Source organism: Bacteroides muris (ex Fokt et al. 2023), assembly GCF_024704895.1.
GTDB lineage: Bacteria > Bacteroidota > Bacteroidia > Bacteroidales > Bacteroidaceae > Bacteroides > Bacteroides muris.
Genome location: NZ_JAMZEE010000027.1, coordinates 44,902 through 59,533 on the forward strand (window position 1 = coordinate 44,902; position 14,632 = coordinate 59,533).

General features: G+C 47.2%; 12 protein-coding genes. 1 reads left to right on the forward strand and 11 read right to left on the reverse strand.

What is annotated here, in order from left to right:
• Position 1: 1 nt before the first annotated feature.
• From M1B78_RS11840 to M1B78_RS11855, 4 genes are all read right to left on the reverse strand, one after another.
• On the reverse strand, positions 2 to 1,096 hold the full coding sequence (locus M1B78_RS11840) for a porin family protein (protein ID WP_257940764.1): 1,095 nt from the start codon (positions 1,094 to 1,096) through the stop codon (positions 2 to 4).
• Positions 1,083 to 1,634, reverse strand: a complete 552-nt coding sequence (locus M1B78_RS11845) for an RNA polymerase sigma factor (RefSeq protein ID WP_257931517.1) — start codon at positions 1,632 to 1,634, stop codon at positions 1,083 to 1,085. The genes M1B78_RS11840 and M1B78_RS11845 overlap by 14 nt, the downstream gene beginning before the upstream one ends.
• A 205-nt stretch (positions 1,635 to 1,839) precedes the next feature.
• Positions 1,840 to 2,688 carry a carboxylating nicotinate-nucleotide diphosphorylase gene (gene nadC / locus M1B78_RS11850; protein ID WP_117866338.1) on the reverse strand — a complete coding sequence of 283 codons (849 nt, stop codon included), beginning with the start codon at positions 2,686 to 2,688 and terminating at the stop codon, positions 1,840 to 1,842.
• Positions 2,681 to 3,073, reverse strand: a complete 393-nt coding sequence (locus tag M1B78_RS11855; protein WP_136010654.1) for a DUF4783 domain-containing protein — start codon at positions 3,071 to 3,073, stop codon at positions 2,681 to 2,683. The genes nadC and M1B78_RS11855 overlap by 8 nt, the downstream gene beginning before the upstream one ends.
• A gap of 94 nt (positions 3,074 to 3,167) precedes the next feature.
• Between M1B78_RS11855 and rlmH the strand changes: the two genes are divergently transcribed.
• Positions 3,168 to 3,641: a 23S rRNA (pseudouridine(1915)-N(3))-methyltransferase RlmH gene (rlmH, locus tag M1B78_RS11860; protein ID WP_257940765.1), complete on the forward strand. Its 474-nt coding sequence runs from the start codon at positions 3,168 to 3,170 to the stop codon at positions 3,639 to 3,641.
• Between the two features lie 6 nt (positions 3,642 to 3,647).
• Here the strand turns inward: rlmH and M1B78_RS11865 are convergent, their stop codons facing one another.
• From M1B78_RS11865 to M1B78_RS11895, 7 genes are all read right to left on the reverse strand, one after another.
• Positions 3,648 to 6,557 carry a bifunctional fucokinase/fucose-1-phosphate guanylyltransferase gene (locus M1B78_RS11865; protein WP_257940766.1) on the reverse strand — a complete coding sequence of 970 codons (2,910 nt, stop codon included), beginning with the start codon at positions 6,555 to 6,557 and terminating at the stop codon, positions 3,648 to 3,650.
• A gap of 259 nt (positions 6,558 to 6,816) precedes the next feature.
• Positions 6,817 to 7,173, reverse strand: a complete 357-nt coding sequence (locus M1B78_RS11870; protein WP_257940767.1) for a MarR family transcriptional regulator — start codon at positions 7,171 to 7,173, stop codon at positions 6,817 to 6,819.
• 11 nt (positions 7,174 to 7,184) lie between these two features.
• Positions 7,185 to 9,662, reverse strand: coding sequence for an FAD-dependent oxidoreductase (locus M1B78_RS11875; protein ID WP_257940768.1), 2,478 nt, complete (start codon positions 9,660 to 9,662; stop codon positions 7,185 to 7,187).
• 177 nt (positions 9,663 to 9,839) lie between these two features.
• The gene (locus M1B78_RS11880) at positions 9,840 to 11,093 is read right to left on the reverse strand and encodes a clostripain-related cysteine peptidase (RefSeq protein ID WP_257940769.1); all 1,254 of its coding nucleotides are present in this window, start codon (positions 11,091 to 11,093) and stop codon (positions 9,840 to 9,842) included.
• A 29-nt stretch (positions 11,094 to 11,122) separates the two neighbouring features.
• The gene (locus M1B78_RS11885; protein WP_117601278.1) at positions 11,123 to 11,521 is read right to left on the reverse strand and encodes a hypothetical protein; all 399 of its coding nucleotides are present in this window, start codon (positions 11,519 to 11,521) and stop codon (positions 11,123 to 11,125) included.
• A gap of 120 nt (positions 11,522 to 11,641) precedes the next feature.
• Positions 11,642 to 12,502 carry a sigma-70 family RNA polymerase sigma factor gene (locus M1B78_RS11890; protein ID WP_002561589.1) on the reverse strand — a complete coding sequence of 287 codons (861 nt, stop codon included), beginning with the start codon at positions 12,500 to 12,502 and terminating at the stop codon, positions 11,642 to 11,644.
• 192 nt (positions 12,503 to 12,694) lie between these two features.
• On the reverse strand, positions 12,695 to 14,224 hold the full coding sequence (locus M1B78_RS11895; protein ID WP_136010649.1) for a Do family serine endopeptidase: 1,530 nt from the start codon (positions 14,222 to 14,224) through the stop codon (positions 12,695 to 12,697).
• Positions 14,225 to 14,632: the final 408 nt, after the last annotated feature.

Genomic DNA, 14,632 nt, shown 5'->3' on the forward strand with positions numbered 1-14,632 from the left:
ATTAATAAGTCATGCGCAGGCCGCACAACAGATTCAGGTTGGTAGGGCGTTCCGTACGCAAGGTTCTCGTCTGTGAATCCGTATCAAAATGACGAGAAACGGACGGCTCTGCAAACAAGGCAAAACGGTCGTTCATTTTATAGCGTACCCCTACTCCGGCAGCAACCGACAACTGTACCGGCTCTGCGCCGAAACCCTTGTCCGGAGCACCTGCAATACATTTCTCGGCTGCTCCGCCTACCATAGCATAGAAATCCACTTTCGGCGTACTGGCCAGCATCATGTTCAACCTTACCGGAACTCCCAGCGTATGCAACGTACGGTCACCATCCAAGCAATTATACTGAAGACCGGCTTCCAAGGAGAAATGCTTGTTCAAACGACGTTCCACACTTACCCCGGCCGTGAACGGCATATGGAAATTCCCTTTCGGCAGGGAAGTGCCGATGCCTGCTTTCAATGCCCAATTACGGGGCTTTAACGGTGATACATCCACAGAGTTTGCCGATTCTTCCTCAAAAGATGACGGCATTCCATCTATATTATCCTTATGGCCAGGATTTGAATGGTAGTCCCCGTTTCCGGCCGGAATTCCGTTACTGTAATAACCGTTTCCCGGCTGCTGCCGGTTTCCATACACCCGTTGGGTAATTCTGAAGGAAACATGGACAGACACGGATTCATCCTCATCGGCCTGCGTCGTCAATACTGCCGGAATGCCGTTAGCAGGATGCTGTGTACCGGGCTTTTGTGCCACGGGGTTCGCCTGACGGATAGAGGGAAAACTTTCCTGCACCACATCCCCGTTCAAGTTGCCTTCCGGCGTCATGGCCGCCACTTGTGTAAAGGCCTCCTTGATTTCCTCTTTCGGAGAGAAATACCAGAAAGCGGCAGAAGCAGCTCCCAGTACAAATACAACAGAGGCGGCTGCGGCTACGCGGTGAAACCTCGGAGAAAGAAGAAGCCGCCTGCCTTTTGCGGCAACCGGTGACGGCAAGTCACGTTGCAACCCTTCCCAAAAGTCCTCCCGCACTGTCATCTCTGCGCCGGCAAGACGACTGCGGAACAAACCGGTTATTTCATCATTTTCTCTCATATTCAGTATATTCTTTAATTCTTTTTATCAACAAACACTTGGCACGATGCAACTGCGAGGTAGACGAATGCTCTTTGATGTGGAGGATTTCGGCTATTTCTTTGTGCGATTTCTCCTCAAAGACGTATAAGTTGAATACAGTGCGGCATCCGTCAGGAAGTTCCGCCACGAACGCCATCAGCATTTCTTCGGAAATACGGCCTCCGGTTTCGGCAATGCCCGCTTCATCCGGAATGTCGGGCAATCGTTCCTCATTCACCACCAGTTGGCTGAAACGTTGCTGTTTCCGCAGGTAGTCTATTGCCTGCGTCACCATTACCCTTGTCACCCAGGTGCCCAATGCACATTCGCCACGGAAGGTGAAGTGAGTGAAAATTTTGATGAAGCCATCGTGCAATACGTCATGGGCCGCATCGACATCGCCCGTATAGCGGTAACATACCGCCAGCATCTGCTTGGAGTAGAGGGTGTATAATTCCTTTCGGGCGGAATCCTTTCCTACCCGGCAGCCCTCAATCAGTTCTATCTCATTTTCCAATGTCAGTGCTCGTTTTACGGACGCCTCTTCGCGTCGTTTGTTAGTTAGACGCATTTTTTTTGAAAATGCTGCTGAAGTTATTCTAAAAAGAAGTTAAAGAACGGAGATTAGTAAAAAAAAAGCCTCTCATAAGAATTGCTTCATTATGGCAAATTCACATGAGAGGCTCTCCTAGTTTATTCAGCAATGTTACTTCCTGCTTCTATCAACACGCTTTAAAGCTCATGTCCAATCCTTTCACGGAGTGAGTCAAAGCTCCTACTGAAATAAAGTCCACACCGCATTCGGCATAGTCGCGGAGCGTATCAAACGTGATGCCGCCGGAAGATTCCGTTTCATAGCGGCCACCTACCATCTCCACCGCTTTCTTTGTCATTGCCGGCGTAAAGTTGTCGAACATGATACGGTCTACGCCGCCTAGGTCGAGCACTTGCTGCAATTCGTCGAAGTTGCGCACTTCTATTTCTATCTTGAGGTCTTTACCTTTTTCCTTGCAATATTCCTTCGCACGGTTGATGGCCTTGTCGATTCCTCCGGCAAAGTCCACATGGTTGTCTTTCAGCAAAATCATATCGAACAAGCCGATACGGTGGTTTACACCGCCACCGATTTTTACCGCCATTTTCTCGAGGATACGCATGCCCGGAGTGGTCTTACGGGTATCGAGCACACGGGTATTCGTACCTTTCAGTTGCTCGGCATACTTGTGTGTCATGGTGGCAATGCCACTCATGCGCTGCATGATGTTCAGCATCAGACGCTCCGTTTGCAGCAACGACTGTATCTTGCCTTCCACAATCATGGCCACGTCACCCGGCTTTACGGCTGTACCGTCATTAATAAACACTTCCACCTTCATGGTAGGGTCGAAACGACGGAACACCTCCTTGGCTATCTCGATACCGGCCAGTATGCCCGGTTCTTTTATCAGCAGTTTGGACTTGCCCATTGCCGTAGCAGGAATGCACGAAAGGGTTGTATGGTCTCCATCGCCTATATCTTCGGCGAAAGCCAGGTCTATCAGCCTGTCAATCAATTCTTCTTCCTTATTCATCTGTTTTATCTATCCTTATTTGATGTATGACATATTTGTTCTGTACTTTTCTGAAGAAACAATTCACCCGAAAGTTTCCATTTGCGGTCATCAAGGTACCGATGACGAAACCTGACTCATCACGTTTCCCCTGATGGTTCACATTAAAACCGCCGACCTTGTGGTTGGAGAAGAAAGCAGCCATTGTGCCCTCTGCCGTCCGCTTGTCGGCGTGGGTCGACTTATTCTGAATGATTAAATCGACCTTTTCACCCAGATACTTGTTGAGCTCCTGAGAGTTTCCTTCCTTGAAGGCTCCAATCACTCCCTCGGGAACGTTCTGGGCCAGCAGCACAGACGTCCAAATGAAGAGACCGGTCAACAAAAAGATTACCCGTTTTTTCATTTTCACAAGTATTTATGATAGGCAAAGGTAAGCATTTGTCTCAAAATACAATAAAAAAATACTAAATTTGTGCGCTAATCAAAACAGAACCAGCATGAAAACGACTCTGCTCGTCGTAGGACGAACTGTAGAACAACACTTTATAACAGCCATCAACGACTATGTGCAACGCACCAAGCGCTATATCTCATTCGAGATGGAGGTCATCCCCGAACTGAAAAACACCAAGAGCCTCTCCATGGAAGTGCAGAAGGAAAAGGAAGGGGAACTGATATTGAAAGCTCTCCAGCCGGGAGATGTGGTCGTACTGCTGGACGAAGGTGGAAAAGAGATGCGCTCCATAGAGTTTGCAGACTATATGAAGCGCAAGATGAATACCGTGAACAAACGGCTGGTATTTATTATCGGAGGCCCTTACGGATTCTCCCAAAAAGTGTACGAGGCGGCACACGAGAAAATGTCCCTCTCACGCATGACCTTTTCCCATCAGATGGTACGCCTCATCTTTGTGGAGCAACTCTACCGAGCGATGAACATACTGAACGGGGGGCCGTATCACCATGAATAATGAATTTCAGCTTCTCGACACCTGGAATCCCTTATCCGAGAGTGACATTTCTACGAACCTGGCTCTCGGATTCGGTACATTCAGCGTCAAGGTCTCACGGATGCGCAGGGCTGCCTGCGGATCCTTGGCCACCATATACAGATAACCTCCCCCACCGGCTCCCGGCAGTTTATATCCTAAGGTATAGTCTTTTATCTGACGGATAATGTCCTCTACGGCAGGAGGATTTGTTCCACTGTCCAGTGCCTTCTTCTGCATCCATGTCTTGCCTACCAGTGTTCCGAAACCCTTGAAGTCATTCCGTTGAATGGCTTCGGCCATATCCAAGGCATGTGCTTTCATCTCTTCCAATAACCCCAGGTGCAAGGAAGAGTTAAGGAATATGGAGCGCACTATTTCTGCAAGGATGCCCTTGGCTGTACGCGTAATGCCCGTATAATACAGCAGATGGCAATCGCGGTATTCCGGATGAGCAAACAAATGCTCGGGCAACCAGCGTACCAATGGCTGCTGGGCAAATCCAGCCTCCGTCTGCAACAGTTTGATGCCTTGCAGTACCCCACCGTATTGGTCTTGCCAACCGCCGCCGGTCGTCAGCAATTGTTCCAAGGCAAGCGTGCGGCGGCATATTTCGTTCTTATCCCACATCAGTCCGCAAAAGTCACTCAATGAGCCCAAGACAGTAGAAGCCAAAATGGAACTTGTGCCCAGACCGGAACCTGCAGGTATGGCGGAAAGCAATGTAATCTCTATACCTGTGCCAAAGGCTTCCAGTTGTTTTTCCAGCGATGGATAAACCGTTTCCGAAAAAGCCGGAACAAACCCGGCCAACGCCAATGCTGCTTTGGGAATGGAAAAGGGGGAACCTATCGTGCAATAGGATTGCAATTCCTCAAAAGTATTCACCACCTCCATGGCTCCCATATCAATGGAGCGCAACACGATGCGATGCTCCGCGCAAGGTTTGATGTACACTTGTAAAGGCGGCTGCCCGTTCAGTTCAATGGCAATATTCACCACATTCCCACCGGCAAACAAGGAGTAAGGCGGAGTGTCTGTCCATCCTCCCGCCATATCTATGCGTACGGGGCTACGCCCCCATACTATCTGGTCACTATACACATTCAGGCGGGGACTGCTCTTGCGTTCATACAAATCAGTCAGCAGTCCTTCGCGCAACAAGCCGAATGCGGCCTGCTCGTCTGCCTTGAAGTCCCTTCCGTCCAGCTTCTCAATCTGTGCGCGCAACATCCGGTTATGGATACGCTGCATCAGCGGAGCGTCTGTCGGTAATACTTCCGGCTTGTCGATGCCGAATTTATGGAATTCACCGGCCACATCCATCAAGTCGAGTTGATAGAATACACTCTTTGCATGGTTGCGTGCCAGCACTTCCCAGTTTCCTTTGCAGAAACTCTCCCGCTGTGCATACAGCAGACGCAAGTCGGCTTGTGCTGAAATTTCGTCGGCAGACAACCGATGACTCTCCAGCCAGACAGCCTTTCCTTCCGGCAAGCCCGGTTCGGAAACCATCCATCGAAGTACCGTCCCCATCCGCTCTTTATCTTTCACAACCGGAAAGATGGCAGCAGCCTGCAGGTCATCTTTTCTGCCGGTGATGTCTTCCGACACCAATCCCCGTTCGGCCAGCCATTCCAAAAACGACATTCCAAGGAACAGAGTCTTTTCATCCCGAATATCTCCCTTAAAAGTATCGTCAAAACCATAGGGGCGTACTGCCCAGCGATGGTCGGCAAGCGGAACTATATCAATACATATACCGTCCGGAATGGTCAGCATCCAGTCATTCTTGGGAACACCCGTGATAATCTGCCGTGCCCCCAGCCGCCAAGAAGCTCCAACAAAGCTGTTTTCAATCCAAAGGCTGTCGTTCTTCGAAGCAAGGGGGACATGCACTTCCGCATTCTGTACAAAGATGGCCGGATTGGGCTTCAACTTCCGGTGCATAATCCGGCGCTGGTCGTAGACCTTATTCTGTAAGGTAACGGTTGAAGACAACAGTTCGCGGCTTGTTCCATAATGGTAGAATTCGCCTCCAGGCAAAGGTAATATGGCGACAGAGAGGCTGTTCAGTTCTTCGTCCTCAATACGGGGATGATTTCCTAAAGACAAGCCGAAGTCAGCATACAAGTCGTAGTATTTCAAGTCGGAATATGGCGCATCCGCGTCCAAAGCCCCATCTGCCTTCTGCGAACGTTTCATCAGCAGGTCAACAGCCCGGTCGCTCAATAACCAGATGCCGATATCCATTAAAAAGAGATGTGTCTTGGACAAGTTTTCCAATGCCTCCAGAGAGGGTTTCTGAAGCATAAAGTCCAAGGATTCCGGCCGATTCCTGTCTGAGACAAACACACCATGATGTGTGGCGAGCAACGGGTCTACCCACAGTCCATAGCACACCACATCTGCATCAGGAATCTCTTGAAGCGGCTTTTCCGCACGGATATACACATCACCGCTGGCAATCAGCGTACGCAGTCTTTCGGGAGCCCGCTCCATAATCTTTTCGTAAAGCGGGAGTTGAAGGGATAATAAATTCTGTCCCAGTTTTTGTCCACGCGCCCAGCGAAACACCGGAATTGGGGTCAATATCTTGCCCGACGGTGCATATCCCGGTAAACGACGGCTTTGTCCTCCAGCATGCAGCAGAATACGCTTCTCTGCTGGAAGGCTTTTCTCTGTTGGAATGCACTTTTCTGTTGGAATACGCTCCTCCGCCAAATACTTCCTATCCCGTTCCTTCTGCCATTCTCTCAAGAGCCAGGTAGTTCCCCCACCCGAGCCAAGTTTCATTTCCACCGGGTCGGAAGTACAAAACCATTCCGTACGGTCTACATTTTCCAGTTCATAGAATGCCGACACCAGATTAGGCGGCAAAGACAATAATTTCTGCATATCGATTGCTGTATTGCTTACTATTTAAGAGCAAAGTAAAACAATATTGAGCAATTGACATAGGAAGTTTCAATTTATTTCTTTGGTATCAAGCTTGTGTTCCTTTACGAAAATACGACTGAGTATAAATAGCGTGCAATACACGATATTTATAACATGTCATACAAGAAATTAACAACGTGTCATACAAGAAACAAATATCGTGTCCGCAGGATATTAACTTCCTGCAAACACGATATTAATTCGCTTTTACACAAAACTATACGAGGCTGACCACCTGCTGCAACAACCCCGACAATTCGAAAGTAGCATTCTTAATATCCGAAATCCGGTTCTTGCCTTCTGCCGTAAGAGAAAAACGCATCTGGCGCTTATCCTCCTTACCTATCAGACGGGTAATGAACTTCTTTCCCTCGACAGAGCGAATGACCTTTGAAGTGTTGGAGGCAGACAAACCCAGCGCCTCGGCTATCTCACTGGAGGTCAGCTTAGGAGTATTGAGCAACGTGCACAACAGCATTCCTTCATTCAGCGATAAATCGTACATCTGCGTAAACTGCACCTCGAACTCGGAAATAGCCCGATAAACATCACGGATTTTACATAAAGTCTCCATATCTCGTCCTCCTATATAAATAAGTTCACATTTGACTTGTCCGCACGTTCCATATAGGTAGCCACGCCACCGATAGTTACTTCATCCAGAAGTTCTTTTTGTTGGATGCCCATCATATCCATAGACATCTGGCAAGCGATGAATTCCACTCCCTGCGCCAATGCCTGCGAGCGCAACGACTCCAAAGAATCCACTCCCTTGCGCTTCATCAAGAAGCGCATCATGCGGCTGCCCATGCCAAACATATTCATCTGCGACAACTTCAGTTTCAAAGAGCTGGACGGCAGCATCATGCCGAACATCTTGCCGAAGAAGTCTTTCTGCACACTGGGTTTCTGCACTTTCTTCAAGACGTTCAGCCCCCAGAAGGTGAAGAAAATGGTTACTTTCTGTCCCGTTGCCGCTGCTCCGTTTGCCAGTACGAAGGTTGCCAGCGCTTTGTCCAGGTCGTCACTGAACAAAATCAGCGTCTTTCCCCTACCCCCGGCTACGGGAGTGTTGGAAACGGATGCGCAAGCCGGAGCGCCTTTCTCGATGACTACCGTATAGCGTCCTTTCTCGTCATGCTTCTCTATCAATTTATTTCCCGTCGTATCGCACCATGCAGAAGCATCGCGTGCAAAACCGGCATCGGTAGCCACAATCTCCACACGCTCACCCGCAGCAATGCTGTCCATCGCCTTCTTCACCTGCATGATGGGCCCCGGACATTGCAAGCCGCAAGCGTTTATCTTCAACGGTTCCTTTTTAGAGGTAGATGCCGCTGCAGGAGCACCGTCGTCAGCAGAGGCGACCGAGGAAGCAGAAGAAGAGCCACCGCCCGCCGGAACAGATGGAGACGGCAGAGGCGCTGTTGCCGTAGAATAAGTCTTATAACCACCTATCAGATTGCGCACATTGCGATAACCGCGTCCCATCAGGATGCGCAGGGACAGATAACCGCGCAGACCCACAGCGCAGAAAAGCACTACCGGCTTGTCCGTAGGTATCTCTGCCAAATGCTCGCGCATTTCATCCAACGGAATATTGACAGCTCCCGGAATGGTGCCGAAAGAGAATTCCTCGGGCGTACGGGTATCTATCAGCATCACTTTATCCTTCTCTTCCACCAACTCGCGCCAAGAGATGACAGGCATAGCACCGCTGATAATGTTCGATGCTACATAGCCGCCAATAGCGATGGGGTCTTTGGCCGAGGAGAAAGGAGGCGCATACGTGTGCTCCGTCTCCATCAAATCGTAGACTGTGCCACCCCGTTTGATGAGTCCGGCTATCTGGTCGATTCGCTTGTCCACTCCCTCGTAACCGATACATTGCGCACCATAGAGTTTACCGGTTTTGGGATGGAAAGTCAGTTTCAAGGTCAAAGGCAGGGCATCCGGATAGTAACCGGCATGAGATGCCGAGTGAGTCACCGAGCTTTGATATTCCATGCCCCACTGCTTCAAGCGTTTGGCTGCAAGGCCCGTAGAGGCTACCGTCATGTCGAATACTTTGGCAATGGAGGTGCCGATAGCTCCTTCGTAGGAAACAGTATTGCCAAACACCATATTATCAGCAACGATACGTCCCTGGCGGTTGGCAGAATTTGCCAGATAATTGAGCCAGGGCTTTCCGGTCAGCGGATGGGGGTATTCGATGGCATCGCCCACAGCATAGATGTCTTTTTCGGAAGTCTCCAAGTGTTCGTCTACCCAGATACCGCCCATCTCGCCCAGTTTCAAGCCGGCTTGTTGCGCCAATGCAGTGGCAGGACGCACACCGATGGAGAGTAACACCATATCGGCAGGAATGGCCTTTCCGCTTTTCAGGAATACGGTGATTCCGTTGTCCGTACGCTTGAAATGGGTTACTCCTTCTTCCAGATAGAGAGAGACGCCTTTCTGCAACAGATGCTGATGAATAGGTGCCGCCATAGAGAAGTCGATAGGCGCCATCACCTGATTACCCATTTCGACTACAGACACATGAACACCGGCATGATGCAGGTTCTCCGCCATTTCCAATCCGATGAAACCGGCACCTACCACCACGGCGCGTTTCACCTGCTTGTCCGAGATATAAGCCTTGATATGGTCGGTATCTTCTACATTGCGCAACGTGAAGATGCCTTCGGAATTAATGCCTTCCAAGGGGGGCTTCACGGGGTTGGCACCGGGAGAAAGCAAAAGTTTGTCATAGCTTTCGTCGTACTCCTTGCCTTCCGCATTGCGTATGGTAACGGTCTTGTTTTTGGGATGGATGGCGATTACTTCATTCTGCACACGCACATCAATGCGGAAGCGCTTGCCGAAAGATTCGGGTGTCTGCACCAACAGCTTCTCACGCTCTGCTATCACTCCGCCTATATAATAAGGTAAACCACAATTAGCATACGAGATATAAGGGCCTTTCTCCAATAAAAGGATATCAGCCATTTCGTCCACTCTTCTCAGTCGGGCGGCTGCCGTGGCTCCACCTGCTACACCGCCAATGATTACGTATTTCATAATTCTTCGTCTTTTTAGTTTGATGATACAAAGAAAAGAATTACTTTCAATAAAACATAATTTCCAAAGGAAAATATTATTAAAAGACTTATATTTAATGAGAACGGACATAAAAAAAGGATTATTACAAGTTGTTACACCTATAATAATCCGTTCTGTATTCAAATTTTCTATAAGTTACCAACCAAGTCGGGCAAGACCAGCAGCACTATACCATGAAGTAGAACGATAAGCAGCATTAGCAGCTTGGGCAGCAGAAGTAGTGGAAACAGAAGGTACATAGTGGGTTACCCCATGCGCATAGGGTTTCATAGGAAACATCCCCCAAACAGAGTCAAACCGCTTGTGCGCAAACATAGAATAATTCTTCTTGGTAGTATTCCAATATGCTACAGATGCATCAAAAGACTGTTTCCATTGATTAAATGCAGCACCATCGTCATTCAGCAAGTATTGCATCATTTCCTGCATATCATAATAACCGACATGTTTATCTCCAGTACGTTTATCATAATCAAAGACACTGGAACGAAGTTCGGAAACCTCAGCACCTTCTGGCAAAACCTGCTTTGTCACAGCTGCTAAGTTTTCCAATTCTGATGATTTCAAAACTGTAATGGAAGTCCCACCAGTCCAGTTGTCATTTGTCATATTAATTCCACCTTCATAGTTACTATCATAAACCTTAAAATATTCTGTAGCCATCTTTACAGCCGCATTTTGAGTAAACATTTGAGGGACTACCTTATCGTAAGGGGCACCTGGTCCCGGATTTTCAGTCGGTGAACCTATGTAATATTTCGCATAGTTACGCAATTCATATGCAACCTCAACAGAGAGCATGAAACAAGCATCAAACATTATAAACTCAAAACGAGGTGCAGAATCTAATACAGTCAACAAAGCAGAAACATTCATCCGATTATCATTACCATCCCCTTGATCCTGCCCTACCCAACGAGTTTGAGGAGTTCGCAAAGGATAAGGAACCCAGCCATCACAATGTGACCAATACACCAATCCATAACTATCAGCAGGATATTCATTGAAGGCACGCTTCAATACTTCTACCATGACAGAAGTGTCCGTAGAAACCTGCTCATCATACTCTTTAAGGATCTCCTTATTTATACCTCCTTTTTTATCTCTATTTATACGAAATAAGACCGGCTTATCATTATTGTCCAAATAGACCAACAAATTATAAAGAGAAGTGTCAACAGACTTCATCCCCTCAAACATTTCTTCAACATCCCGAGTTGCAAAGTCCTGGCTATTATATTTTTCATCCAGACCATTTTTATCTGCTACAATATATACCAGCACTGTACGACTTCCCTCAATTGGAGGAGTAGGACTGTCGTTCTTTTCACAACCAACAAACAAGATGGAAAAGAATATTCCTAATAAAAGATGAGAATTCAATTTCATAATCATTCATTTGATTTTCAAATTCAAGATTACTCCTGCGGTTTTGTAAACGTGAAAGCCTCAGGCTTCACCACCTGCAAAACCATATTCTTACTCTTTTTATACTTGCCTTTTACCTTTACAGCCTCTTTTTCCAACTTTTTCTTGTTTTCAGCGAAATAAATCATGCAAGTATAATCAGGTTTCTTCAGATTGTACTCCAGATAGTTCTTAAGCTGGTAAGTGTATAAATCACGCTTGGGCAAGAATCCATTCTTGTCCAGCTCTACGCTGTCCAATACCTGGATGTCTGTATAATATACGATGGAGTCATTGAAAGAAGCCGCCACACCAAAAGCATATACAGCCTTTTCCTTATCTTTCATTGTAAAAGCCGAGCACAACGCAAAAACCAAAGCTACGGCACAAAGTATACGAACGTATTTCATTGAGTTATGAGTTATAAGTTATGAATTATCAATGGGGCAAAGATATAAAAAAAACCGCACGCCTACTAAAGACGTACGGTTTTTAATTCCTTCTATTTGTCGGAAACTGATATTTCTTATTTATCCCAAATAAGATTTGAGCAATTTACTACGATTACTTTGTCTTAATCTTCTGATTGCCTTTTCCTTAATCTGACGCACACGCTCACGGGTCAAACCGAATTTGTCGCCGATTTCTTCTAATGTCATTTCCTGCTGTCCGATACCGAAAAACATCTGTATGATTTCTTTTTCCCTATCGGTTAACGTAGAAAGAGCTCTATCAATTTCCCTCGCAAGAGACTCGTTCACCAAAGAGCGGTCGGCCATAGGGGAGTCGTCGTTGACCAACACATCGAGCAAGCTGTTGTCCTCTCCCTCTACGAAAGGTGCATCTACCGAGATATGACGGCCGGACACCTTCAGTGTATCAGAGATTTTGTCAACAGGGATTTCCAATTCATCGGCAAGCTCTTCGGGAGACGGACGACGTTCGTTTTCCTGCTCGAACTTGGAAAAGGCCTTGCTGATTTTATTCAGCGAACCCACCTGGTTCAACGGAAGACGTACAATACGCGACTGCTCTGCCAAAGCCTGCAGAATGGACTGACGTATCCACCATACTGCATAACTGATGAACTTGAAACCACGTGTTTCATCGAACTTTTCGGCGGCCTTAATCAGTCCTAAATTGCCTTCGTTAATCAAGTCGGGCAAACTCAAACCTTGGTTCTGGTACTGCTTGGCCACAGATACAACGAAACGCAGATTGGCACGTGTCAATTTCTCCAATGCAACACGGTCACCCTTGCGGATGCGCTGAGCGAGCTCCACTTCCTCTTCAACAGTAATGAGGTCCTCGCGACCGATTTCCTGCAAATACTTGTCAAGAGAAGCGCTCTCTCTGTTAGTGATACTTTTGGTAATTTTAAGTTGTCTCATTCTTATAATACAGATTTGGGTTGCAAAGGTACGACAAATTATTTTGTTACAATAATTTCATCCTAACTTTTTCACCTTATTTATATCTTATCCTATATAACAAAAAGAATGCCGGTATGTATTGTACCGGCACCCCCTTTTTCGCTATTGTTAGCTAATATTACAATCTTCTTACCAAACTATCCCTATTCTTTATTCTTGGGTCAAATCAACGGCATACATTGCACGCTTTCCTGACGGGAACATACCGGTGATGAACAAACCTTGTTCAGGAGACTTTCTTGCCTCTTTCATCGCCTTTTCCAAATCATCCACCGTCTTCATCGACACTCCGTTGGCCTTCAGAATGATGAAGCCCTTACGGATACCAGCATCGGCCATCTTGCCATTGGTAACACCGGTAACTTCCAGCCCGTAACCCAGGTTCAACTGCTTCTTCAGCTCGGAAGACACGGGCTTAAAGGCTGCACCCAGGATTTCCATTCCGGCATCCTTCACTACCTTCGTAGTGCCTTGCTCATTCTTCAGCGTGATTTCGAATACCTTTTCCTTCTTGTCACGAACCACCGTTACCTTCACCTTGTCGCCCGGACGGTGTTTTGCCAGCATTTCCTGCAAATCCGAGAACTTGTGAATCTTCTTGCCATTCAATGCTATGATTACATCGTTTTCCTTCAAGACGCCGGCAGCGGAACCACCTTCAACAACTTCGGCCACATAGACACCCTCTTTCACGCCAAGTTCGTCGGCCTTCTTCTTCAGCTCTTCAGTCCAGCGTTCGTCCATCTGCAAGTCTGTGCTCAAATCACTACCCTTAATGCCAAGGAGAGCGCGCTGCACGGTACCAAACTGTTTCAAGTCGGCTACCACCTTTGTCATAATGCTGGTAGGAATGGCAAAACCATAACCGGAATAAGCACCCGTGGGTGAGTAGAGCATGGCATTGATGCCAACCAGCTCGCCTTTGGCATTCACCAACGCACCACCACTATTACCTTGGTTGATGGCAGCATCGGTCTGAATGAAGGACTGAATGTTTGCAGCTTGCCCGTTGGAGGTGGAAGAGCCAATGGAGCGGGCTTTTGCACTGACGATACCGGCTGTTACGGTAGAGTTCAGGTTGAAGGGGTTGCCTACAGCCAATACCCATTCTCCCACCTTCAACTGGTCGGAGTCACCAACCGGAATTGTCGGGAAATCATCCCCTTCAATCTTAATCAATGCTAAGTCCGTGCTGGGGTCAGTACCGATGATGCGTCCCTTCAGCTCACGGTCGTCATTCAGTTTCACGGTGATTTCATCAGCACCTTCCACCACGTGATTATTCGTCACAATATATCCGTCTTTGGATATGATGACACCCGAACCGAAACCTACACGCGGCTGGGTCTGTATCTGGCGCTGGCGTCCACGACCGTCTCCAAAGAAGAAGTCAAAAATATCCGGTTGTTCTTGCACCGTCTGAGTCTTACTCAGCTGAGTGGCACGTATATGCACTACAGCATGGAGCGAGCTCTCCGCTGCTTGTGTCAAATCCACAGGCTGGGCATCCGTTGCATGAAAAGCTGCCGGCAGCAGATTATTCGGGTTCTGCTGAAACAACTCGCTGAACGCGGCAGGCTTTTCCTTATTCAGCATTTTATAAGTGGTCAATCCAGCCACTCCAGAGCTCAGGAGCACGATAGCTGCAACTCCAAGGATGTTTTTTGTTGTCTGTTTCATACTATTTTTCCTATTATTTAAATTGTCAATATCTGAGTTTTATTTAACATTACGACGTTAAAATAACGACAAAAAACGTTCAGTTATTCCGCTTGTCGCTCTTTTTTGTTCTCTTTTAACAGAGAATATTTAGGGCTTAACAGCGGTTAACGGCAAAGACTGACAAATTAGCATTTATGTACGATTGCCGACTGTTAAAGAACTGACAGATAGGGCATAAAAAGACGAGGTTGTGTCAAAACGTTGGCACAACCTTTTTCTATAATTTATAGTCCTGTTATCTTTTCTTTTTTCTACGCCGCTTTTTTCTCATTCATTTGGTAACAAGTTACTATATTCCCGTTGTATCGGGTTATAAATAGTCCAATAAATATAGATTTAGTAAGTGTAATGAGCTCCTTTCCTGTT